This window comes from Acidimicrobiia bacterium (assembly GCA_030584185.1).
In the GTDB taxonomy this organism is placed as follows: domain Bacteria; phylum Actinomycetota; class Acidimicrobiia; order Spongiisociales; family UBA11373.
Genome location: CP129495.1, coordinates 2,128,162 through 2,151,885, shown reverse-complemented (window position 1 = coordinate 2,151,885; position 23,724 = coordinate 2,128,162). Strand labels below are relative to the sequence as shown.

23 protein-coding genes are annotated in these 23,724 nt (G+C 68.8%); all 23 read right to left on the bottom strand.

The window, feature by feature from the left end; all coding sequences use genetic code 11:
• Positions 1 to 41 precede the first annotated feature (41 nt).
• The 23 genes from nusA to QY307_11020 all read right to left on the bottom strand — a co-directional run bounded on the left by nusA (position 42) and on the right by QY307_11020 (position 23,716).
• Positions 42 to 1,217: a transcription termination factor NusA gene (gene nusA / locus QY307_11130; protein WKZ82618.1), complete on the bottom strand. Its 1,176-nt coding sequence runs from the start codon at positions 1,215 to 1,217 to the stop codon at positions 42 to 44.
• Positions 1,214 to 1,705 carry a ribosome maturation factor RimP gene (rimP, locus tag QY307_11125; GenBank protein WKZ82617.1) on the bottom strand — a complete coding sequence of 164 codons (492 nt, stop codon included), beginning with the start codon at positions 1,703 to 1,705 and terminating at the stop codon, positions 1,214 to 1,216. The genes nusA and rimP overlap by 4 nt, the downstream gene beginning before the upstream one ends.
• Before the next feature lie 105 nt (positions 1,706 to 1,810).
• Positions 1,811 to 3,535 (bottom strand): proline--tRNA ligase, encoded by a 1,725-nt coding sequence (locus QY307_11120; protein WKZ83796.1) that lies wholly within the window; start codon positions 3,533 to 3,535, stop codon positions 1,811 to 1,813.
• A 26-nt stretch (positions 3,536 to 3,561) separates the two neighbouring features.
• The gene (ispG, locus tag QY307_11115; GenBank protein ID WKZ82616.1) at positions 3,562 to 4,770 is read right to left on the bottom strand and encodes a flavodoxin-dependent (E)-4-hydroxy-3-methylbut-2-enyl-diphosphate synthase; all 1,209 of its coding nucleotides are present in this window, start codon (positions 4,768 to 4,770) and stop codon (positions 3,562 to 3,564) included.
• Positions 4,767 to 5,876: a site-2 protease family protein gene (locus tag QY307_11110; protein ID WKZ82615.1), complete on the bottom strand. Its 1,110-nt coding sequence runs from the start codon at positions 5,874 to 5,876 to the stop codon at positions 4,767 to 4,769. Before QY307_11110 ends, ispG begins: the two co-directional genes overlap by 4 nt.
• A 44-nt stretch (positions 5,877 to 5,920) precedes the next feature.
• A complete protein-coding gene (dxr, locus tag QY307_11105; GenBank protein WKZ82614.1) occupies positions 5,921 to 7,003 on the bottom strand; it encodes a 1-deoxy-D-xylulose-5-phosphate reductoisomerase in 1,083 nt (360 codons plus the stop codon).
• 53 nt (positions 7,004 to 7,056) lie between these two features.
• Positions 7,057 to 9,408 (bottom strand): phosphatidate cytidylyltransferase, encoded by a 2,352-nt coding sequence (locus QY307_11100; GenBank protein ID WKZ82613.1) that lies wholly within the window; start codon positions 9,406 to 9,408, stop codon positions 7,057 to 7,059.
• 23 nt (positions 9,409 to 9,431) lie between these two features.
• Positions 9,432 to 9,983 (bottom strand): ribosome recycling factor, encoded by a 552-nt coding sequence (frr, locus tag QY307_11095; protein ID WKZ82612.1) that lies wholly within the window; start codon positions 9,981 to 9,983, stop codon positions 9,432 to 9,434.
• A gap of 13 nt (positions 9,984 to 9,996) precedes the next feature.
• Positions 9,997 to 10,701 carry a UMP kinase gene (gene pyrH, locus QY307_11090; GenBank protein WKZ82611.1) on the bottom strand — a complete coding sequence of 235 codons (705 nt, stop codon included), beginning with the start codon at positions 10,699 to 10,701 and terminating at the stop codon, positions 9,997 to 9,999.
• Positions 10,701 to 11,321, bottom strand: a complete 621-nt coding sequence (locus QY307_11085; GenBank protein ID WKZ82610.1) for a translation elongation factor Ts — start codon at positions 11,319 to 11,321, stop codon at positions 10,701 to 10,703. The genes pyrH and QY307_11085 overlap by 1 nt, the downstream gene beginning before the upstream one ends.
• Positions 11,314 to 12,081: a 30S ribosomal protein S2 gene (gene rpsB, locus QY307_11080; protein ID WKZ82609.1), complete on the bottom strand. Its 768-nt coding sequence runs from the start codon at positions 12,079 to 12,081 to the stop codon at positions 11,314 to 11,316. Before rpsB ends, QY307_11085 begins: the two co-directional genes overlap by 8 nt.
• Positions 12,082 to 12,237: 156 nt before the next feature.
• A complete protein-coding gene (whiG, locus tag QY307_11075; GenBank protein ID WKZ82608.1) occupies positions 12,238 to 13,035 on the bottom strand; it encodes an RNA polymerase sigma factor WhiG in 798 nt (265 codons plus the stop codon).
• On the bottom strand, positions 13,010 to 13,927 hold the full coding sequence (locus tag QY307_11070; GenBank protein WKZ82607.1) for a tyrosine-type recombinase/integrase: 918 nt from the start codon (positions 13,925 to 13,927) through the stop codon (positions 13,010 to 13,012). Before QY307_11070 ends, whiG begins: the two co-directional genes overlap by 26 nt.
• Positions 13,928 to 13,945: 18 nt before the next feature.
• Complete coding sequence (locus tag QY307_11065; GenBank protein WKZ82606.1) at positions 13,946 to 14,854, bottom strand: type II secretion system F family protein; 909 nt, start codon at positions 14,852 to 14,854, stop codon at positions 13,946 to 13,948.
• Entirely contained in the window at positions 14,854 to 16,755 is a 1,902-nt protein-coding gene (locus QY307_11060) for a type II secretion system F family protein (GenBank protein WKZ82605.1), read from the bottom strand. Before QY307_11060 ends, QY307_11065 begins: the two co-directional genes overlap by 1 nt.
• Positions 16,752 to 18,128 (bottom strand): CpaF family protein, encoded by a 1,377-nt coding sequence (locus QY307_11055; GenBank protein ID WKZ82604.1) that lies wholly within the window; start codon positions 18,126 to 18,128, stop codon positions 16,752 to 16,754. Before QY307_11055 ends, QY307_11060 begins: the two co-directional genes overlap by 4 nt.
• Entirely contained in the window at positions 18,129 to 19,304 is a 1,176-nt protein-coding gene (locus tag QY307_11050) for an AAA family ATPase (protein WKZ82603.1), read from the bottom strand.
• Positions 19,301 to 20,134, bottom strand: coding sequence for an RcpC/CpaB family pilus assembly protein (locus QY307_11045; protein WKZ82602.1), 834 nt, complete (start codon positions 20,132 to 20,134; stop codon positions 19,301 to 19,303). Before QY307_11045 ends, QY307_11050 begins: the two co-directional genes overlap by 4 nt.
• 10 nt (positions 20,135 to 20,144) lie before the next feature.
• Positions 20,145 to 21,107, bottom strand: coding sequence for a Tad domain-containing protein (locus tag QY307_11040; GenBank protein WKZ82601.1), 963 nt, complete (start codon positions 21,105 to 21,107; stop codon positions 20,145 to 20,147).
• Positions 21,095 to 21,457 (bottom strand): pilus assembly protein, encoded by a 363-nt coding sequence (locus tag QY307_11035; protein WKZ82600.1) that lies wholly within the window; start codon positions 21,455 to 21,457, stop codon positions 21,095 to 21,097. The genes QY307_11040 and QY307_11035 overlap by 13 nt, the downstream gene beginning before the upstream one ends.
• Before the next feature lie 74 nt (positions 21,458 to 21,531).
• Positions 21,532 to 21,699, bottom strand: a complete 168-nt coding sequence (locus QY307_11030; protein ID WKZ82599.1) for a Flp family type IVb pilin — start codon at positions 21,697 to 21,699, stop codon at positions 21,532 to 21,534.
• Positions 21,700 to 21,868: 169 nt separating this feature from the next.
• Positions 21,869 to 22,525 carry a helix-turn-helix transcriptional regulator gene (locus QY307_11025; GenBank protein WKZ82598.1) on the bottom strand — a complete coding sequence of 219 codons (657 nt, stop codon included), beginning with the start codon at positions 22,523 to 22,525 and terminating at the stop codon, positions 21,869 to 21,871.
• 81 nt (positions 22,526 to 22,606) lie between these two features.
• Positions 22,607 to 23,716 carry a hypothetical protein gene (locus QY307_11020; protein WKZ82597.1) on the bottom strand — a complete coding sequence of 370 codons (1,110 nt, stop codon included), beginning with the start codon at positions 23,714 to 23,716 and terminating at the stop codon, positions 22,607 to 22,609.
• Between the last annotated feature and the right edge of the window lie 8 nt (positions 23,717 to 23,724).

The following is a 23,724-nucleotide window of genomic DNA, read 5'->3' as shown; positions in this document are numbered from 1 at the left end:
CTCCTCAGTGGTTTCTCGGGCCCATTGTGCCACGCCCCCGATCAGGCCTCGGGCGTCGGCCTGTCGTCGGTGTCGTTCTCGACCGGCTCGGGTTCCGTCACCGTCGGATCCGACCCCTCGGCCGCATCGACCTCGGAGGACGACGCGGGCTCCACCGGTTCGGCCGACTCCACGACCGCCGCATCAGCTGGTGCGGACGGCTCCTGGTCGGAGGGCACGGTGGCCTCCTGGGCGGGGACCGCATCTTCCGGAGGGGTCTCGGGCCTGATGTCGATCCGATAACCGCTGAGCCGGGCGGCAAGCCGGGCGTTCTGCCCCTCCTTGCCGATCGCCAGCGACAGCTGGTGGTCGGGGACGATCACGATGGCGCGCCTCTCGGGCTCCTCCTCGAGAGTCACCTGACGAACCTTTGCCGGGCTCAGCGCCTCGGCGATGAACTGCTTGGGGTCCTCCCGGAACTCGACGATGTCCACCTTCTCGCCCCGCAGTTCGTTCACCACTTGCCGGACCCGGGATCCACGCGCCCCGACGCATGCGCCGATGGGATCCACGTTCTGGTCGTTGGATGCGACGGCGATCTTCGTGCGATGGCCGGCGTCCCGGGCGATGGCCCGGATCTCGACGACTCCTTCGACCAGCTCGGGAACCTCCAGCTCGAAGAGGCGGCGGATGAAGTCCGGATGGCTGCGGCTGACGACGATCTGGGGACCCTTGGCCTCCTCGTCGCGCACCTCGAGGATCAGCGCCTTGACCCGGGCCCCGCGCTCCAGGCGCTCATACGGGATCTTCTCCCCGAACGGCATGACCGCCTCGGCGTTCCCGAGATCGAGGATGACGGTGCGGTGGTCCGACTGCTGGACGATGCCGGTGACCAGGTCGCCCTCCCGGCCCTCGTAGATGTCGTACACCTGGGCGCGCTTGGCGTCGCGCAATCGCTGCAGGATCACCTGCTTGGCGGTCTGGGCGCCGATCCGGCCGAAGTCGTCGGGAGTGTCCTCCCACTCGCGGGTGACGTTGCCGTCCTCGTCCAACTCCTGGCCGTACACCCTGATCTCGCCGCTCTCCCAGTCGATGGTGACGCGCGCCTCCTCGGCGGCGCCCGGGATGCGCTTGTACGCAGAGACGAGCGCGTTGGCCAGGGCGTCGAGGATGGTCGCCTTCGGCACCCCCTTCTCCCGCTCCAGGACCTCGAGCTCCTCCATGAAAGACTCGTTCACCGCGCACCTCGCTTCCCCGGCTTCGGGGGCTTCTCCCAACGGAACACCGTACGCGCCTGGGAGACGTCGGTGAAGGGGATGTGACGGTCCTCGCCGTCCACGACCAGGGAAACCTCTGTGTCGTCGGCGGACGCCAGGACGCCGCGGTGGCTGTTGACGCCCGAGATGGGCCGACTGGTCTTGACCACGACCTCGCATCCGACCGCCTTGCGGAACTGTGCCGGGCGTCGCAGCGGCCTCTCGAGGCCGGGGGAGGAGACCTCGAGGGTGTACGAGCCGGCAAGCGCCCCTTCGGCATCGATCAGGCGCGAGAGGCCCTGTGACACCTCGGCGATGCGCTCCAGGTCGATGCCACCCGGCGTGTCGACGGTGACGCGCACGATCCGCCCGGCACTGCTGCCAAGCATCTGGAGGTCGTCGAGCTCCACGCCCTCCGCCCCGAGCCACGACTCCAGGAGATCCCAGAGCCGGACGTCGACGTCAGCCATCCGGTGCTCCTCATAGAAAGAAGTGGGCGGGGCGCCCACTTCAAGCGTCCACTCAATTGACGCGCAAGTATATCAGGCCCGCCATCGGCGGACCCGAAGCCAGGATCATACCCGTCGGGCTCTCTCGACCTCCAGTCGGGCACCCAGAGCCTCGGCCACGGACGCAGGCGCCATCTTCTCCACCGAGCCATCGCTGCGGCACACGACCTCCACGAATCCCTCCGCCAGCCCTCGCTTCCCGACGGTGACCCTGAAAGGAATCCCGATCAGTTCGGCATCGGCGAACTTGACACCAGGGCGCTCGTCGCGATCGTCGATGAGCGTGTCGACGCCGGCAGCGCGCAGTCGGCGGTAGATGGTCTCGGCTTCGGAGCCGGCTTCTCCGGCATCGAGCGGGGTGACCACCACCTCGTAGGGAGCGATCGAAGCCGGCCACACGATGCCGCGCTCGTCGTGAGACGACTCGACGACCGCCGCCAGGTTCCTCCCCACGCCGATGCCGTACGACCCCATCCATATCACCCTGTCCTGGCCGCTCTCATCGAGCACCGATGCTCCCAGGGCCTCGGCGAACCGGGTCCCGAGCTTGAAGATGTGCCCCACCTCGATGGTGCGCTTGACGCGCAGCGGCTGACCACATTCGGGACAACTCTCGCCTTCCCTCACCAGGCGCATGTCGAGCCACTCCCCCACGGCGAGGTCGCGCCCTACATCCACCCCCCGCATGTGCCGGTCGTCGCGGTTGGCGCCTGTCGTCATGTTGGTGCGGCCCTGTAGCGCCGGGTCGGCGATCACCCGGGCCCCGACGACTCCGATCGCGCCAAGGCTCCCGGGATGGGCGCCGAGCAGCGAGACGATCTCGTCATCGTGGGCGGGTCGCACCTCGAAGGTCCCCAGCCCATCGATCAGCTTTTGCTCCTCGAGCTCGTGATCCCCCCGGAGAAGGAGCAGCACCGGTTCGCTCCCGACCATGTACACCAGCGTCTTGATCTGACGCTCGGCGGCGGCGAACGAAAAGGCATCGGCGAGGGCCGCGATCGTCCGGATGCCAGGCGTGTCGAACTCCTCGGGGGAGTCGGGCCAGGGCTCATCCAGGATCGGTGCCAGCCGCGAGGTCGCCTTCTCGGTGTTGGCGGCGTAGTCACACGCCTCACAGTGTGCGACCAGGTCCTCCCCGGCGGCGCTCTCCACCATGAACTCCACCGACTCCTTGCCCCCCATCCACCCGCTCGACGCCCGCACCGGGATCGCCCTCATGCCGAGGCGGCCGAAGATTCTCCGATAGGCCTCGAAGTGGTTCTCGAACTGGAGGTCGAGGCCGGCGGAGTCCACGTCGAAGGAGTAGGAGTCCTTCATGGTGAACTCGCGAACGCGCAGCAGGCCTCCCTTGGGCCTCGCCTCGTCGCGGAACTTGGTCTGCAGGTGATACCAGAGCTGGGGCAGTTGCCGGTACGAGGTGAGCTCGGTGGCGATCAAGGTGAAGATCTCCTCGTGCGTCATCGCCAGCAGCAGGTCGGAATCCCGGCGGTCCTTCAGCTTCACCAGGATCCCCTCGACGTCGTCCCAACGCCCGGTCCGCTTCCAGGGATCTGCCGGATGGACCACGGGGAGCAGGACCTCCTGCCCGCCGATGGCGTCCATCTCCTCGCGGATGATCGCCTCTATCTTCTTGGCGACCTTCATGCCCAGGGGGAGCAACGACCAGGAGCCGGCCATGAGCCTGCGGATGAAACCCCCGCGCACCAGGAGGCGGTGGTTCACCGCCTCGGCGTCGGCGGGGTCCTCGCGAAGCGTGGGGATGAAGGCCTGGGACCAGCGCACGGCGCGCAGGGTAATCGGGGGCCGGGATCGACCGGCTACTCGCCCCCCGCCACCTCCGCCACCCGGGCCTGGCGCTCCACCAGGTGGTTGGGGTCACCGCCGGCCTGAAGCAGTTCCGTGGCCACCTCCCGGGCGAGCCGGTCGGCATCGGCATCGGCGGCGGCCAGCCGGGCCTCTATTCCTTCGGCGGCCAGGCGACGCGCCTCCTCCAGCAGGGCGCCCACCATCTCCGCCTCGGGCACGACGCGCACCACCTTGCCCTTGATGAACAGGTGGCCTTTGCCCTTGCCGGCGGCGATCCCGATGTCGGCCTCGCGGGCCTCGCCGGGCCCGTTCACCACGCAGCCCATCACCGCCACCTGAATGGGAAGACCCTCCGCCTCCAGGACACGCTGCGCCTCTCCGGCGACGGCGATGACGTCCACCTCGGCCCGTCCGCATGAAGGACAGGCGATCAGGTCGAGGCCGGTGCGCTCGCGCAACCCCAGCTGCTCCAGGAGCCGGCGGCCGGCCTCGGCCTCCTCGGTCGGGTCGGCGGTGAGGGAGAACCGGATGGTGTCCCCGATACCCTCGAGGAGGAGGGTGGCGATCCCTGCCACCGACTTCATGAGTCCCGCCGGGGGCGGACCGGCCTCGGTCACCCCCAGGTGGAGCGGGTGTTCGGTGGCATCGGCCAGCAGCCGGTAGGCCTCGACCATGGCGGGCACCGACGAGTGCTTGACCGAGACCTTGACATCGTGGAACCCCGCTTCTTCGAGCAGCCTCAACTCGTGCAGCGCCGACTCGACCAATGCCTCGGGCGTGGCCGACCCGTGCTTTGCCAGCAGGTCCTTGTCGAGGGAGCCGGCGTTCACCCCGACCCGGATCGGAACGCCGTGGGCGGATGCGGCCGCAGCGACCTCCCTCACCTGCGCAGGATTGCGAATGTTCCCCGGGTTGAGCCGAAGCGCCTGCACCCCGGCCTCGAGCGCCGCCAGGGCCAGACGATGCTGAAAGTGGATGTCGGCGACGATGGGCACCGGCGACCGGGGGACGATCGCCGCCAACCCACGCGCCGCGGCGACGTCGTTGCAGGTCACACGGACGATGTCGGCGCCAGCAGCCCTCAAGGCGTACACCTGGGCGACCGTCGCCTCGACGTCGGCGGTGCGGGTGGTGGTCATCGACTGAACGGTCACCGGTGAGCCGCCGCCGACCGGGACCCGGCCCACCATCACCTGTCGGGTGAGACGGCGCTGGATCATCGCAGCGAGAGCGGGCTGGAGATGTCCAGGTAGATGGCGAGAACGCCCAGGAGCACCAGGAACACGACCACCACGGCGGCGACCGGTGCCAGCTTGCGCACATCGGCGGGCCGCCCCCGCAGCTTCTCGTACAGGGCCACCGCGAAGTGACCCCCGTCGAGCGGATAGATCGGGATCACGTTGAACACCCCGACGAAGACGTTGACCAGGGCCACCAGCTGCAGGGTGAACCCGAACCCGTAGTCGGCTGTCTGGGCGCCAATCTGGACGAGGCCTATGGGGCTGGCCGGGCGGGTGTCGCCGATGCTGTCGGCATCTCCGGTGACCACGGCCTCCACCAGCCCGCCGAACCCGGTGATCATCCGCCAGAGGCCCGACAGCGACGCCACCGTCGCCTCGCCGACGGCCGCACCGGCATCACCGAGGCCCTCGATGGGCCCGGCCCGATCGGTGACGAAGGCGGCGCTGACGCCCAGGTAGCCCCGAGACCCGCCGGCTCCGTCGTCGAGCGAGGCCAGCGGTGCCTCGAGAGTCGACACCATCCCGTCTCGCTCGACGACCAGGGGCACGGTCTCACCGGGATGGGCGGCGATGACTTCGACCACCTCGGCCCACTCCTCGACGGCCACGCCGGCGATGGCGACGATGCGATCTCCGGCCTGCACCCCGGCGAGTACCGCCGGGGTGGGTGAGCCGTCGGTGAGGGTCGGCTGCACTTCGGCCACCACCGTCGTCGACACCGAAACGCCGAAGGCGGTGGCCACCACGAAGAAGAGCAGGAAGGCGACGACGAAGTGGCTGGCGACGCCGGCGAGCACGACCACCGACTTCGCCCAGAACGGCTTCTCCCGATAGGTGCGTCCGAAGTCGCCCGGGTCGACCTCCTCGTAGGGATTCATCCCCACGATCCGCACGTACCCCCCCAGCGGGATCGCCTTCACGCCGTACTCGGTCTCGCCCCTTTGCGTCGACCAGATCCGGGGTCCGAAGCCGAAGAAGAACTCGGTGGCCTTCATGCCCACGGCCTTGGCGGCGACGAAGTGCCCGCCCTCGTGGATCATGACCATCGAGATGATTCCGAGGATGACGATCAGACCGCCTGCCACCGTTGCCTCCGTGAGAGCGGCATCACGCTACCGGTGACCCCTGGTTAGCACGAGTCACCGAGAAGATCGGTGGCGACGGACCGGGCAGCCGCATCGGCGGCCATGACGTCGGCCACCGAGTCGACCTGGTGGTGGGTGACCGAGTTCAGCGTCCTCTCGACGACGACGGGTATCGAGCCGAATCCGATGCGCCCGGTGAGGAAGGCGTGGACGGCGATCTCGTCGGCGGCGTTGAGCACGGCGGGAGCCGTTCCCCCGACGCTTCCCGCCTCGTAGCCGAGGCGGAGACAGGGAAACGCCTCGATGTCCGGCGGCTCGAACTGGAGGGCGAGCCCGAGGAGCGACAACGAAGGTCTCGGCGAAACCGGCGTCTGGGGATGGGACAGGGCGTATCGAATCGGAATCGCCATGTCGGGCTCGCCGAGGTGGGCGATCAGCGAGCCGTCGACCAGCTGGACAAGTCCGTGCACGACGCTCTGGGGATGGACCACGACATCGATGTCGTCGTACCCGAAACCGAACAGGTGATGCGCCTCGATGACCTCGAGCGCCTTGTTCATGAGGGTGGCCGAGTCGATGGTGATGCGGGGCCCCATCTGCCAGGTGGGATGCCGCAGCGCCTGCTCCGGGGTCACCGTCGCCAGGTCTTCGCCCTTCATGCCGAAGAACGGGCCGCCGGAAGCGGGCAGGATCAGCCGGTTGACGGACTCCCGATGACGGCCGTCGAGCAGCTGGTACAGGGCACTGTGCTCCGAGTCGACCGGGATCAGCTCCCCGCCCCCGCTGCGCCGGGCTTCCTCGACGAGGGGCCCCCCGGCCACCAGGCTCTCCTTGTTGGCCAGGGCGAGCCGATTGCCTGCCTCGAGGGCCGCAATGGTCGCCGCCAGGCCCGCCGCCCCCACGATCCCGTTCACAACGATCACACCCGGTGTCGAGGCGAGGCCTGCGACGGCTTCGGAACCGAACCCGACCCGGCTTCCGAGGGCTTCGAACCGGAGGCGTTCCGAAGGCGTCGGCGCCGCCACCACGACGCGCGCCCGAGGATGGCCCTGGGCGATCTCGTACAGCCGATCGGATCCGGATCGAGCGGCGATCCCGGCGATCTCGAGACCCAGCTCGGCCGCCACCTCGATTGCCTGTCTCCCGATAGACCCGGTTGCACCGAGCACGACTGTCGCCGTCACCCCAGCAGGCCGATCGATCGGTAGAGGACCCAAACCGCCGGAATCACGAACAGGAACGCATCGACTCGATCCAGGATCCCCCCGTGACCGGGAAGGATCGTCCCCATGTCCTTGACCCCGAGGCTGCGCTTCACCATCGACTCCGCCAGGTCGCCCATCGGCGCCATCACCGCCACCAGCAGGCCGAGTGCCAGTCCGGATCGCAGGTCGAACGGCTCGTAGAGCGCCCCGAAGATCGCCCCGGCGGCCACGGCGGCGATCACCCCGCCCACCAGACCCTCCACCGACTTGTTGGGAGAGAGGACCGGAGCCAGTGCCCTTCTCCCCCAGGCGCGCCCGAAGGTGAACGCACCCATGTCCATCGCCGCCGTCGCCAGCACGAGGGCCAGCACGAGGGGCCGGAAGTCCGGGTGCTGCAGGATCGGGAACGCGAACGCCATCGTTCCCACGACCCAGACCACGGCCATCACGGTCAAGCCACCATTGACCAGGGCATCCTCACGCAGCGGACCGAAGGCGAGCACGAAGAAGACGACCGAGGTGAGCAGGCCGATGGCGATGGCGATGGCGATCGGACCGTGGAACCAGGTGGTGGCGAAGAGGCCGGCACCGGCCAGGATCCCCAGAGGCGTGAGGGGGCGAAGCCCGACCCTTCGAAGCGTGGCGAACAGCTCGCCGATCCCGACGACAGCCAGGATCCCCACGAACACCGCCATCGCCGCTCCGCCGACGAACAGCGACCCGAAGAGGAACACCGCCAACACCAGCCCGGTGGCCAAACGGGCCCCCATGTCGGATCGCGGCCCCTCGCGGTATCCCTCACCGGTGCTCAGATCGGCGACATCCTCGAAACCGACGACACCGGACTCGACCCCCGGCATCACCGCTGCCATCGCCTGCCAATCGGTGTCCTCCGCACCGAGACGGTCGATCTCGTCGGCGAGGCCCCGATGTTCCATGGTGGCGGCGCGGGCATGGGAATCGTCCGTCATGGAGGCTCCGACCGGATCGTCCAGCTCCATGGTGCGGTCCGGATCGACGGCGACCGGCCCGGTCACCCAATCGCCGCCGTCGCCACCCCTCTCCTCCCGATCGGACGACGTGACCCCTGGAACCTCTGCTGCTCCCTCGTCGAACCAGCCAGAGTCATCTGGCTCTGACATGGCCGGCTCGTAGGACTCCCCGTCCACGACCTCGTCGCCGGCCGATGGCAGAAAGATGTCGTCGTCTCCGCCATCTGCCATCTCCGCACCCGGGACGCTCCCGGCAACCTCCGGCCAGGACTCGTCGCCGGAGTCGCCGTAGACGGGCGACTCCTCCCGCCATTTGGGCATCGCCGCCGCTGGATCGTCATTCGAGTGGGTGGCTTCGCTCACGATCCTCCGGCGCCGGAACAGGCCGCGCCTCCTGGGTTCGGCCGATCCCTCCGAATCGGTTGCGCCTTCGAACTCCCCACCCTCGACTTCTTGGAGGGCAGGTACCGACTCGTCCTGATCGTTGGCTTGTTCGTCGGTGTCCTCACCCATGGCCAACGACCCCTCGGACTCCAACCTTGCTCCGCGTCCGAATAGGCGACGTCGTGGTCGTCCCGACGGCTCGGGAGCGTCCTCGACATCTGAATCCTCGACCTCGGCTGAGGGCTCGGGCCGCGATGCCGCCTCACCGGCGAATGCGGCCCAGTCGTCGAGATCGCCCAACTCGTCGTCATGCAGTGCCGAGAACGCCTCAGGCCCGGCCACCCCGTAGGGGCCCGCGGGCGCCGACTCCTGATCATCTCGGCGATCACCGCCGGGTGGTTCCTCGGAGGCATCGATGGCTGCGACGGGAGTCTCCTCATCTCCGCTCGCGACAGGCTCGGCCGGAACCTCCTCCTCGAGGAGCGCAACCGTCTCGGTGGTCGCTTCCGTCAGAGTCGACTCCTCCTCTGCAGACGGGCCTTCCTCGGGAAGAACGGTGGGTGGCAGGTAGCCGCGTCCAGCGAAATCGGGATCGGCGGGCACCAGATCGTCATCGGTGTTGAACCCGGCCTCCACGTGCTCCGCACCGGAGGTCCCTCCCTCTGCCCAGGGAGGCAGGTCGACGGTGAGGGTGGGATCGTCGGGTTCGTCGGACGCCGGTGGCGGTTCGGCCTCCGGAGTAGGATCCTCGTCGTTCGAGGTTTCCGACTCCACTTCATCCCCTCGGCGGCGGCGCCTCCCGAACAGGCGCTTTCGCGAACCATCGGTTGGCGTCTCACCGGCCTCCTCCACCGACTCCCCGGCGGGAGCCGGGTCGGACTCCGAGGAGGGCTCGGGCGCCCAGGGGTCACCGGGTAGGGGTCGAAACCCGGTGTCGTCTCCACTGGCCATTCGCCGCCTCCTGACGAGCCCGATCAGACCTCGAGCAGCTCGGCTTCCTTGTGCTGGAGAATCGTGTCGATCCGGGCGACGTGGGAGTCGGTCAGCTCCTGCAGTTTCGCCTCACCGCGCCGGATGTCGTCTTCGGAGACCTCGCCTCCGAGTGCCTCCATGTCGTCCTTGGTGTGACGGCGCACGTTGCGAACCGCCACCCGCCCCTCCTCAGCCATGTGCCGCACCACCTTGATCAGTTCGCGGCGCCGCTCTTCATTGAGCTGGGGAAAGGCAAGCCTGATGACGGTGCCGTCGCTCGACGGGTTGAGACCGAGGTCGGACGCCTGGATCGCTCGCTCGATGTCGCCGATCGACGAGCGGTCGTAGGGAGCGATTACCAGCAGCTGCGGTTCTGGCACCGAGATGGTCGCCAGCTGTTGAAGCGGGGTCGGGGTGTCGTAGTAGGCGACGGTTACCCGATGCAGGATGGCGGGGTTGGCCCGGCCGGTGCGCACGGTGGCGAACTCGGACTGGAGGTGTTGCACCGCCTGGTCCATCTTCGCCCCGGCCTCGCCGAGAAGCTCGTCGATCACGCTGCGCCTCCTATCAGCGAACCAGGGTCCCCACCGGCTCGCCGCGGACGGCTCGGGCAATGTTGCCCGGCACGGAGATGTTGAACACCCTGATCGGAAGATCGTTCTCCATGCACATCGTAATGGCGGTGCTGTCCATCACCCGAAGACCCTTCTCCAGGACCTCCATGTAGGTGAGGTCGGTGAGCAGGCGAGCCTTCGGGTTCTTCTCCGGATCGTCGTCGTAGACACCGTCCACCCGGGTCGCCTTCAGCACCGCGTCGGCCCCGATCTCTGCGGCGCGCAGAGCCACCGTGGTGTCCGTCGTGAAGAAGGGATTGCCGGTGCCGCCGGCGAAGATGACTGCTCGCCCCTTTTCCAGGTGCCGTATCGCCCGCAGCCTGATGTAAGGCTCGGCGACCTGAGCGATGGTGATGGCGGTCTGCACCCTGGTGGGTACTCCGGCGTGCTCCAACGCGTCGCGCAGGGCAAGGGCGTTGATCACCGTGGCCAGCATGCCCATGTAGTCGGCGTTGGCGCGATCCATGCCCGCTGCGGCCGACGAGAGGCCGCGAAAGATGTTTCCGCCGCCCACGACCATTGCGATCTGGTGGCCCTCGGCGTGGATCTCGGCGATCTCCGCCGCCAGCCGTTGGACGGTGCCCGGATCGATCCCGTATCCGGTGCCCGGATCGGCGAACGACTCACCCGACAGCTTGAGGGCGACCCGTCTCGGCACTAGTCGAGGTCCTCGCCGACCCCGACGCGGGCGAAGCGCCTCACCGACACGTTTTCACCCATCTGAGCCGCCAGCGCCTCGACCATGGCTCGCACGGTCCCTTCGAACTTGTCGGAGTTCACGAAGGTCTGATCGTAGAGGACGAAGTCCTCCAGGAAGGAGCGAACCCGTCCTTCGACGATCTTCTCGATGACCGCTTCCGGCTTGCCCTCGTGCCGGGCCTGGGCAGCGATCATCTCCCGCTCCTTGGCGAGGACTTCCTCGGGCACTTCCTCGCTTCGGACCCAGCGGGGCCGGGCGGCGGCGACGTGCATGGCGATGTCTCGCGCCGCATCCTGGAAGACCTGAGACTTGGCCACGAAGTCCGTCTCGCAGGACAGCTCGACGAGCACGCCAATGACCGGACGATCCGCCTGGTGATGGAGGTAACTCCCGATGGTGCCCTGGTCGGTGGCGCGGTCGGAGCGCTTGCGCACCGAGGCCAGGCCCTTCTCCCTGAGGATATCTGCGGCACGATCCATGTCCCCGCCGGCCTCCTCGAGTGCCCGCTTGGCATCCATCATCCCGGCGCCGGTCGCCTTGCGCAGCTCCGAAACCTGCGCCGCGGTGATCTCAGCCATCGGTCTCAGCCCCCACGGCATCGGCCTTGGCGGCCTTGGAGGTCTTGGGGGCGTCCGCCTTCTCGGCCTTGGCCCCGGCCAGCTCGGCGCCGGCCACACAGGCATCGGCGATGAGACCCGCCATCAGTTCGGCCGCCCGAATGGCATCGTCGTTTCCGGGGATGACGTGATCGATCATGTCCGGGTCACAGTTGGTGTCGACCACGGCGATGATCGGGATGCCGAGCCGGCTCGCCTCGGTGACGGCTATGTGCTCCGCCTTGACGTCGATGATGAACACGGCGTCCGGCGCCCGCTGCAGGGTGCGCACGCCGCCCAGCACCTGCTGGAGCTTGGTCAGCTCACGACGCAGACGCAGGCGCTCCTTCTTCGGGAGCAGGTCCATCTCGCCGCTGCCGTCCATGCGCTCCAGTTCGAGCATGTACAGGATCCGCTTGTGGATCGTGGTGAAGTTGGTGAGCATCCCGCCCAGCCAGCGGCTGGTGACGAACGGCATCCCGGCACGGGTCGCCTCCGCCTCGATCACAGCCTGGGCCTGCTTCTTGGTGCCCACGAAGAGCACGCTGCCTCCGCCTGCCACCAGGTCGCGCAGGAAGTCGTGAGCCTGGTTGGCCGCCTCCAGGGTCTGGCGCAGGTCGATGATGTGGATGCCGTTGCGCTCCGAAAAGATGTACGGGCGCATCTTGGGGTCCCAGCGCCGGGTCTGATGCCCGAAGTGGACACCTGCCTCCAGCAGCTGCTTCATGGTGACGACGGCCACGTGGGCCTCCTTGTTCGCGGTTGGTTCCTCCGCCCGCCCTCGGCCGACCCTTCGGTACGCCCAGGCGTCCCGACCGCGGGTGGTTGCGGCGAGCGTGTGTGATTGCCGGCGATGGTAGTCGGGCAACGGAAGAAGGCGTTCGAGGCCGGGGACGCCTCAGTCTCGCGGCAGGCCCGGCTCAGCCATCCGGTTGCGCAGGCTCATCACCGACTTGGTGTGGATCTGACAGATCCGCGACTCGGTGACCCCCAGGACCTCACCGATCTCGGCCAGGGTGAGCCCCTCGAAGTAATAGAGGGTCACGACCAGGCGCTCGCGCTCGGGGAGCCTGCTGATCGCATCCACCAGCACGTAGCGGGTCTCCTGCTGCTCGAAGGAGCCCCCGGGCTCGATTCCCTTGGGGTCGGAGAGCATCTCCCCCAGCGTCGCCGAGCCGCGGTCCCCGGCATCGACGACCTCGTCGAGGGCGACGAACCCCAGGGTCGAGATCTCACCCAGCTGGGTCTGCAGGGCGGTCAGCGAGATCCCCATGTGCTCGGCCAACTCCTCCTCGGTGACGCTCCTCTTGAGGCGATGCTCGAGCTCGTCCAGCGACCGCTGGATCTCCCGGGATCGTTGCCGCACTGACCTCGGGACCCAGTCGAGGGCGCGCAGTTCGTCGAGGATGGCCCCCCTGATGCGGTTCACGGCGTAGGTCTCGAACTTGATGTTGCGTTCCGGCTCGAACTTGTCGATGGCGTCGATGAGACCGAACATCCCGTACGAGATCAGGTCGGACTGTTCGACGCTGCGCGGCAGCCCGGCCCCGACCCGACCGGCCACGAACTTGACCAGCGGTGAGTAGTGGAGGATCAGACCCTCGCGAGCGCCTTGATCTCCCGACTCCTTGAACCGCTCCCAGAAGCCTTCGATCTCTGCGGCGCTCGGCTCAGGCCCGCGGGTGCGATCGGTCATAGGTCGCCCTGAGGTGGTGACGAGACACGGCAGTGTAAGTCTCGGTGGTGGCCAGATCAATGTGGCCCAGGAGCTCTTGTACGACCCGCAGGTCGGCTCCGCCCTCCAGGAGGTGGGTGGCGAACGAATGGCGCAGGGCGTGGGGGAAGGTCCCGGCGCGCGCCTGCACCACCCGCCGGACGCCGCGCGTCCCCAGAGGCGCCCCGCGAACCCCCAACCAGAGTGCGCTCCCCGATGCGTCGGTGACCAGCCTGGGGCGCCCTTCGGCGAGGTACCGATCCACCGCGATGCGTGCCTTCCCGGTGAGTGGCACCGACCGATCGCGACCGCCCTTGCCGCGTACCCGCAGCAGGTCCGAAGCCACCTGATCCACGGTGAGAGCCGATGCCTCCGCCACCCGCAGCCCGGTACCGTAGAGCACCTCGAGCAGGGCACGATCCCGGACCGCCACCGGATCGGCCCCGTCCAGCCCGTCGAGCAGGGTGCTGAGAGCACCTGCACCCACCGCCCGAGGCAGGCGACCTGACTTCTTGCGGGGAGGCAGCCCGGATGTGGGATCGGACTCCACCAGCCGGTGGCGCAGGGCGTCGCCATAGAAGGAGCGCACGGCAGAGACCTTGCGGGCGATCGAAGACGAGGTCATGTGCCGGGTCACCAGCTGCGCCTGCCAGGTCCGTAGCACCCGGCGATCGACGGCGGCCACCGATCGCAGTCCCAGGCGATCGCAGAAGTCGAAGAACTGGGCGAGGTCGCGACGATAGGCATCGGTGGTGTGCTCCGAGAGCCCCCTCTCGGCGGCGGCCCGGCTGAGGAAGGAGGCCGTGGCATCCACCGACCACGCCGGCATCTCGGGGATCGCTGCCATGGCGCCCATCGTTGCCGTGACGGCCATCAAGGTCAACGACCGGTCTCAGAGCAGGGTTCTGACCACCCTGATCATGGCCGGGCCGAGCAGGACCACGAACAGCGCCGGGAAGATGCACAGCACCAGGGGGAACACGATCTTCACCGGGATCTTGAGGGCTTCCTCCTCGGCCCGCTGACGCCGGCGGACACGCAACTCCGACGACTGGACGCGCAGCACACGAGCGATCGGAAGCCCGAACTGCTCGGCCTGCTGCAGGGCGACCGTGAAGTGCCTCAGTTCCTGGACATCGGTGCGGTCCGACAGGTGACGCAACGCTTCGCGGCGGCTGACCCCCACCTTGATCTCGCCGAGAAGTCGCCGCAGCTCGTCGGCCAGCGCTCCGCTGCCGGTGGCTGCGACCCGGCTCAATGCGGCGTCGAAGCCGAGGCCCGCCTCGACGCTGATGGTCAGCTGGTCAAGCACGTCGGGAAGAGCCTTCTGGATCTCCTTCTGCCGCTCCCGGCCCCGCGACCGGAGCAGCACGTCGGGGAGGGCGTAGCCCCCTACGGCGAGTAACCCGCCGGCGAGGACACCACTGGTGCCGCCACCGCCGACACCCTGGATGCCGAGCATCACGCCACCGACTCCCAGTACCAACTTGGCCGCCAGGGCGCGCTCCACGGTCCACCCCGAGTTGGGGCCGGCGAGGATCACCCGCCGTTCCAGCGCCGAAGTCCATGAGGCCGGCGACAGCCTTCCCACCCCCCGGGCCACGGCGCGCAGTGTGGGTCGGATCACCCTGTCGAGAGGACCGTCGCGCAGGACCGCCTGGCGCTCATCCACGTATCCCTCCACGGCGCTGAGCGGCAGCGGCGTGTGGGAGCGGGTACCGGAGAACGCCCACCCGAGCACGGGGATCGACGCCACCACCATGGCGGCGGCGGCGACGACCTGGATGGGAACGCCGAACATCAGTACTCCACCCGAACGATCCGCCTGATCCATGCGGCTCCAAGAGCCATCATCACCACGCCGCCGGCGAGCATCACCAAGCCCATCGTCGAACTCGTCAGCTCGGCGAGATAGTCGGGGCTGATCATCCCGATGAGCCCGGCAATGGTGAAGGGAAGGGCCAGCAGCACGATCGCCGACAGGCGGCCCTCTGCGCTGAGGGCGTGCACCTGCCGCCTGATCAGGTTGCGATCCCGGATGGTGGTGGTGACGGTGTCCAGGACCTCGGCGAGGTTGCCCCCCACTTCGTGCTGGATCTCGATCGCCTCCACGACCCAGCCCAGGTCTTCGCTCTGCATGCGGTGGGCGAGCGCCCCCATGGAGTCCTCTATGGATCGCCCCAGACGGTTCTCGGCGACCACCCGCTCGAACTCGTCCGAGGTGGGCCGGGGCGACTCCCCGGCAACTGTGGAGATCGCCTGGGTTAGCCCGTACCCGGCGCGCAGGCTGCCGGCGACGATCTGGAGCGTGCCCTCCAGCTGGTCGGCGAAGGCGGTGCGGCGGCGAGCGGTGAGCAGACGCAGCACGAGTCGCGGGCCGACGACTGCGAGCCCACCGAGGGCCACGGCTCCCGGCGCCCCTCCCATGACCAGCCCGGCGGTGACGCCGACGACTATGGCGGTGGCCGAGATCACCACCCACTCCCCCGGGCGCAGGGCCACTCCGGCGGCGTCGAGAGCCGAGTCGAGACTGCCACCGGCGTCGCCCCGGCGGCGGGCAACCCGATCGCCGATGCGGCGCGCCCCCTCTCCCAGGCCGGTGAGGAGTCTGCGGGATGCCGATCCGCCCCCTTCGAGCTCTCGCCACGCCTCCGAAGACTCTCCTCCTGGGCGACCCCGCCCGGCCAGCCACAGGAGGCCGACCAGTCCCAGGAGCACCAGGACCGCTCCTGCTGGAAGGGCCCATCCGGCCTCGAGGGCACCGGGAACCGCCACCGTCACTTCAGGGTTCGGAACCGACGGCGGGCTCGGGGCCTGCCCGGCGGGCCGGGTCGTGCCCGGAGCCGCAACCGGCTCGCCGAGTTCCACGGTCCTGCGCGCGGTCACCACCCCCGAAGGGGTGTCCACGAACACCGAGACCTCTGCCTGGCCCTGGGTGGTCGACTGGAACACCAACCGGTAGCGGCCGGTCAGCTCGAGTGCCAGCGACCGGTAGACGGCGACCAGTCCGGAGGCGTCGTCGACCGTGAGCACCGATCCACCACCGAGGAGCATCAATGCCGCCGGATCGCTCTCGGAGGTCTGCAGTGCGACCACCCGGGATTCGATTCCCCCGAGGGCGGCGGTGGCCTCGTCCAGGGTGGACACGCTCACCGTGTCGGCACCGTCGGAGAGCACCACCAGCACCCGGCGGGAGTCGCCTTCGGGGTCGAAGAGGCCCGACGCCTCGACCACCCCGTCATAGAGGGCGGTCTCCCCGGAGGCTTCGATCGAGGCGATGGCGGCCGTGGCCTCGGTGGCCGTGGCACCCATCCGCGCCAGCACCTCGGGGCGACTCCCGAAACCGACCACGGCGAAGCGGGTCGTCGTCGGCAGCCCCTCGACCAGTGCCGTGGCGGCGGCGATTGCGGCGGCCATCGGCTCTCCCGCCATCGACCCCGATGCGTCGATGAGCACGACGACCTCCATCGGGTCGCGCACCAGGGCGAATACATCGACGGTCCTTCGCGACCCGTCGACCATCACCACGAAGTCGTCGGCTGCCGGCCTCTCCAGGAGCGACTCGGCATCGAGCGACACCACCATCGAGATCGCCGGGTGCTCGGAGTCGTCGATCGATTCGATGGTCACGCCGCCACCCGCGGCGGCGGCCGGGCCCAGGAGGAGCACGCCGACCAGGGCGGCGGCGCCGAGGCGCGTCATGCCGCCCGCCCCCCCGGTGACGGGGCGAAGGTGGTCGACGGGAGTAGCAGGCCGTGGGCCGCCAGCTTCTCGGTGAACCGGGGGCGGATCCCGGTGGCGACCATCCTCCCTTGCACCTTGCCGTGCTCGTCGATCCCCGCCTGCTCGAACCGGAAGACGTCCTGCATGGTCACCACGTCGCCCTCCATGCCGACGATCTCGGCCACCTGCGTCACCCGGCGGGAGCCATCGGACATGCGGGAGAGGTGGACGATCACGCTCAGGGCCGATGAGATGTACTCACGGATGGCGGTGACCGGTATGTCCAGGCCGGCCATCAGGATCATCGTCTCCAGCCGGCTGAGGGCGTCACGCGGGGCGTTGGCATGGAGGGTCGACATCGACCCCTCGTGCCCGGTGTTCATCGCCTGCATCATGTCGAGTGCCTCGGGGCCCCGGACCTCGCCGACGATGATGCGGTCTGGCCGCATGCGTAGGGCGTTGCGGACCAGATCGCGCACGGTCACCTCACCGCGGCCCTCGACGTTCGATGGACGGCTCTCGAGGCGGACCACGTGGTCCTGGAGCAGTTGGAGCTCCACGGCGTCTTCGATGGTCACGATCCTCTCGTTGGCGGGCACGAAGGACGACAGCACGTTGAGCAGGGTGGTCTTGCCGGTACCGGTTCCCCCCGAGATGAGAAGGTTGAGCTTCCCGCGTACGCACACCTCGAGCAGGGCGGCCACCTCGGGGGTGAGGGTTCCGAACTCCACGAGGTGCTCCACCCGGTAGGGATCGGCGGCGAACTTCCGGATGGTGACGGCCGGGCCGTCGACCGCAAGCGGCGGAATGATGGCGTTGACCCGCGAGCCGTCGGGAAGCCTGGCGTCGACCATCGGCGACGCCTCGTCGATGCGACGACCGACGCTGGCCACGATCCTCTCCAGGACCTGGCGAAGGTGCGACTCGCTGGTGAAGCGAGCCGTGGTGCGCTCGATCTTCCCGGACCGCTCGACGTAGATGGGGTCGGTGCAGTTCACCATGACCTCGGTGACCGCTGGATCCTCGAGAAACTTCTGCACCGGGCCGTATCCGAGGATGTCCTCGCTGATCTCGGCGGCGATCCGCTCCCGTTCGGCGATGCTCAGCGGGGTCGCCGACTCTGCGATGAGCCGTTCCAGCTCTTCGATGACCGCCGCCTTGAGGTCCGACTCGCTCAGGCTGGCATCGAGCACCTTGGCCTCGAGCTTGCCGAAGAGGTCCTCCCGGGTTCGCGTCTTGAACTCGGTCAGCGGGTCAACCGGGGGCATCGGCATCTCGTGCCTGCCGTTGGCCTCCGGAGGGGCCGCTCGCTCGCCGGTGTCGATGGCCTGGAGTCGTTCGCTCAGTTTCATTCAGGCACTCCGTCTCAGGGTTCCGCCACGGTCAACCGCCTGCCTGCCGCCGACCCTTTGCACCAGGTCCCAGATCGCTCGTGAGACCGGGCTGCGGGGGTTGGCGAGGATGATCGGTGACCCTTCGTTGAGGGCCACCGGAACCTGCTTGGAATGGGGGATCTGCACGTCGATGGGAAGCCCCGCCGAAGCGGCCACATCGGCCATGCTCAGGCCCACCTTGGCATCGGCCCGATTGAGCACGAAGTGGCGTCGCGCCCTGGCCATGCCCAGCTTGTCGAGGGCCGTGACCACCTTCACCAGGTGCCTCACCGATGGCACGTCCATGTCGGCCACGAACACGACGTCGGTGGCCAGCTCGAGGGTGGTGAGGGTGTGCTCGCTGAGGCCGGCCACGGTGTCCACCACGACGTGGTCGAAGTCGGCGGCGAGCAACCCGACGATCCGACTCACCGCCTCCACCGAGACCATCTCGCCTCGCGCAGGCTCGTCCGGGGCACACAGTGCGTAGAGGTCCGACCTGTGATGGGTGAGAAACACCTTGAGGGTGGTGATGTCGAGATGCCCGCTGGTGGTGACGGCGTCGTAGATGGTGTGGCGAGGCCGCAGGCCCAGGGCGTAGCCGACGTCGCCGAACTGGAGGTCGAGATCGACGATCACGACGCCGCGCGGCGCCCCCTGGGCCAGGCCCACCGCCAGGTTGGTGCTGAGCACGGTCTTGCCAGCACCTCCCTTGGGGGCCACCACCGCCGTCACCCGCGCCTTGGGTACCGTCGACGAGCTCTCGGTTCCGGCGGATCGCCGCTCGGCGGTGTTCACAGCACGCGCCACCGTGGCTCGGATCGCCTCCGCGTCGGAGTCCTTGTCGAGGACACCCCGCACCCCCGCGGCGAGCGCATCCTCGAGGGGCACCGAACCGGACTGCTGGACGACTATCACGCCGACGTCGGGCCGTTCCGCATCCACCTGGGCGGCGATGCGGAACGAGACCTGGTCGACCAGCGCGGGGCCCAGCACCAGCACCGCCGGGTTGGCCTTCAAGGCGGCGTCGAGGGCGCCAACGTCGGCGAGAGGGTGCGGCCACAGCTTGACCCGATCACGAAGCGCCTCGTCCACGGCGCCGTAGAAGGCCCGGGCGAAGGCGTCGGTGCTGCCGGCGAGGAGTATTGGTCTCATTCGTAGACGTTGCTCCTGGTGACGATCTCGGTCGCCGTCGCCGGCGTTCCCTCCGGCTCGAAGGCGAGCCACAGCGTCCCGTGCTCGGCGGCGAACACGAGCCGTTCCACGTCGTGGGGCTGGGCCGCCAGCGTGATCAGCAGGTTGCCGGTGGGGGCCAGGGCCGGCGCCTCGCCCGCCGAGTCCGACTCGTCCACTCGCGGGAGGCTCTCGAGCTGGACGTTGGTGACGATCACGCCGTGGAGGATGAGGTGGGTGGAGGTCGGGGTCTTGACGGCGGTGCCCCCGTCCTCGTCGGTGGTGCCGAGGAACACCTCGCCGGGGTCGATGATCTCGCCCGGCGGCAGGCCGGAGGGCTCCAGGTAGTTCAGGTCGAAGGGCTTGAAGGAGGCGATCACCGCCACCTGGTCGCCGGGCCGGAGCTGGCCACCCACGGCGCGTTCCGGGAACAGGGAGACGGTGACGGCGATCGTCCCCGATGGCGGTTCGATTCCGGCGTCGGGCTCGAGCGATTCAGTGGTGACGAACCGGGCGGCGGTGATCTGCTCCCCCGGAAGCAGGTCGGTGGAGGCGACCAGTTCGCCCAGGACCTCCAGATCGGCGACCCCACCCTCGGCCCTCACCTTGAGCGGGACCTGCTCCAGCGTCACCGACCCGTCGAGCAACGATGCCGGCGTTCCCGCCGCCACCGCCTGCTGCACCACCAGCACTTCGACGAGCTCCTCACCGGCGAGGGCGCGCTCCTCGGCGGACCTGACATACCCGATGAGCAGCAGCGTTCCGAGGATGGCGAACCCCAGCGCGACGACTATTCCAAGACTCCTGCGCATCTGACCCCTCCTACCCGGTGAGCCGAACGATCACGATCCCGTGGTCTTCACCCCCGAAGTCGCCCTCATAGACGATCCCGGTGGTGAAGTACCCGGAGACACACCGCTGATCCCCGGAGCATGGGGGATCGACCTTGAACTGGCCGCCGAAGTTGTATCCGGTGATCTGGAACATCCCGAAGCCGGCGATCCGATACTCGCCGCCGCTTCCCTGACCGAGGATGTCGTCGAAGAAGGGCAGCGGAACCGGATCGGAGAGCAACGACGCCAGGTATGCGGGGGTGCAGCCGTTGGCCGGCGACGACCCGGGATCGGCGAAAGACCATGTTCCCGAGGTGAGCTGAACCTCGCAGCCGCCGGGGGTGTCGAGCCAGCCGAACCCTCCGGGGAGGAAGCCGTCCCCGTCGGCATCTTGCCCGGCGTGGGCGTTGCAGGGCTCGGCGTTGTTCCCGTCATGGAAGTAGAGAACCACCGGCGGGGTGGGCAACGGCCCCTCGGTGGGGAACTCGCATTCGGAGATGATCAGCGGCAGCGTGGCCCGCAGCCGGCGTGGGTGCCCCCACTCGGCGGTGGCCTGGGCGTGGACGGTGGTCCCGTCGAAGCCGACGACCGAGGCGAAGTAGGGCTCGAACAGCGTCGAACCGCCGGGGGTGAGCGTTGCGGTGTGCACGGTGACGGTCCGTGCGGCGAAGTCCAGATCGACGTCGATGACGTCGGCGGTGCCATCCGAGGCGTTGGCCGATGCGTAGGAACGCGCCAGGCTCCAAGCGGGGCCAGACGCACAGTCCGGCTCCTCGAATGCGCAGGCCTCGGCGATGGCGAGGGCGGCGGCGTCGGCGCCGTTGCGCAGCTCGTGGCGCTCCCGGTAGAGGGCTCCGGCGTCGATGGTGAGTCCCACCATCCCGAGAAGGACGACGATGACTATCGCGGTGAAGACGCCGACCGCCCCCCGATCGTCGTTCAGCCGCCGCATCGCATCACCGCGCTGGATCGCAGGGTCATGGTCCGATCCCCGAAGAACGGGATGGAGATGGCGTGCGGGTAGCTGGCCTCGACCGAGGTCGGCTCGCCTTCGTTGCAGGCGCCGGTGGAGATCGAGATCAGCCCGGGATCGAGGTTGGGGGCGGCGTTCCTGGCAGCGAGCGCTGCCTGACCGGCGTCGCCGGTGATGGCCAGGACCCGCACCCCCTCGCGGCTGGCATGGGTGAGGGTGATCTGGGCGTTGTACGCCCGGCCGAACTCGATGATGCCGAAGGTGAGCATCACCAGCAGCGGCAGCACCAGAGCGAACTCCACGAGTGCGGCACCTTCGTCGCGTTGCATGCGGTCTCCCCTCCGTCGCAGGTCCCGGGCGGTCGAGCCGCCCGGGACCCGGACGGCGCTGGCTTCATGCCCCGTCAGGGGCCGAGGGTGTCGGCGACGTTCTGGAAGATGTCCCGAACGCTGCCGCCCAGAGCGGTGACGGCGATCAGTGCGACCACGGCGATGAGCGCCACCATCAGGCCGTACTCGACCATCGTCGCCCCATCATCCCGATGGAGCAGTGTGTACAGGCGTTCCAACACGGATTACCTCCCTCCAGTGGCATCGGTCTCTGCCCGCACTAGTCATCTCGTGTCGAGCCGACTAGCACGAATGGCAATCTGACCACCCTGGGTGGTCGTGTCATGATGAATTCACATCATTCAGATGACCATCGGAGAGAATGACACCACCGACCGTGGCCGCCGGTGTTCAGTCGAGCGCCTGCGCCGGCCACCCGACCCGATGGGCAAGCGCCACGGCCTCCAGCTGCGAGTGCACGTTCAGCTTGGTGAGGATCGACTGGACCTGATTGCGAACCGTCGTTATCGACACGAAGCGGTCGGCGGCGATCTCGGAGGGACGCCTCCCGACGATCAGTGCCTCTAGCACCTGTCCCTCACGCGCGGTGAGGGTTTCCAGGCCGGTCCCGGCCAGAGACTGGAGACGGCGAGGCACCGGGCGAGGCCGCAGCGACCTTCCCCCGTCGGCTTCACCGGCTGCGGCGAGCCTGAGGCATGCCGCGAGCTCACCGGGCCCGTCGGCGTCGGCCACCGCCAGCCGAGCACCTGCCGCCACCGCGGCGGCGAGGGCGTCACGGCGTTCGGAGCCGAGCGCCACCACCGTCCGCTGCCGGGCCACCAGCCCGGCGACGACCTCGGTCAGGGGTCCGGTCACCAACGAGACCAGGGCCGGCCCCGGTCGGCCCCGCAGGTACTCGACATCGGAGGGAGCCACCCGGACGCCACTCCATCCCAGTGTTCCCAAAAGGGCGATCAGGGACGCGGCCGGAAGGGGGCGCGGCTCGACGACGACCACCTCCCCTGCGCCGATTGCGCCCATTCGTCGTTGCGGTTCCTCGACGGCCATCCGCACCTCCGATCCGATCCTGGTCGTATCGGCACGGGCGGGGCGAGAACTTCAGTCGAGGGCTCGGTCAGCAGGCCCGATTCAGGAACACCCGCCTTCGATGTAGCCGCCGTCGTCGTTGATGCGGATCACGTCGATGAGGTTGGGGTCGGGACCGGCGAGGGTCATCAGATAGGTGAAGTCCACCATCCAGTTCGGGGCGTCGACGATGATCACCTCGCCGGCGTACGGCCCGGGCACCACGGTGCCCCGCGGCCCGAACGCCGTCCAGGCGTCGGACTTGCTCATGCCCACCTTGAAGCCCTCCGGGGTGACCGCCACGGCGGCGCTCATCGCCCAGATCTCGACCACGACGCCGTCCAGGGCCTGAACCCCGACCCCGTTCGACTCCCACCAGGCGCACGACCCGTACGAGTCGGCCAGCGTCCACGCCTGGGCCGTCACCGTGCCCAGGTCGGCTGCCTGGGATCCGAGGGCGATGGGCCCGAGAGCGTCGGCCGTGAGCAGCCAGGGCAGCGGGGGTACGCAGATGATGGTCGGGCCGGCGTCGGTGGTCAGGTACCACCCGGCGACCCAGGCGTTGGCACCTCCGTGGGATACCTGCACCCAGGTCCGACCCTCGCCGTCGAGAGCGACGACTCCGGTCCCTGCGATCCCGATGGCGTCGGGATCGAGGGTCCCGATCGCCTCATAGGAGTCCCCCAGCCCGGTGCGCACGTTGAGTTGGCTTCCACAGGCGATGCCGGTCACGGCGTAGGTGGCGGCGCCCGCCGCCGGATCACAGGCGCCCGGCGTCAGGAACTGCGACACGACCCATCGGGTCTGGCCTTCGTGGATGATCTCGGTCCAGGGATCCCCTTCCCCATCCAGTGCCGTGTTCCCCGTGGTGAGCACGCCGGTGGCATCGTGTGGAAGCTCGGCGACCAGGTCGAACTCGGCGCCGGGCCCGGTCCGCACCCGGGCGGTCTCACCCGGCGTGCGGTCCACCACGCACAGCTCGGCGACGGCCACCGGGGCCGGCACAGTGGTGGCGCCCTCGGTGGTCGTGGTGGCGCCCTCGGTGGTCGTGGTGACGGCGACCGTCGTCGTGCTGACGGAGGTCGATGTCGAGGTCGGGGCGGCGTCGTCTCCACAGGCGCCGGAGACAAGAGTCACCACGAGAAGCACGATCCAGGCGTTGCGGCGCGACACTCCGACAC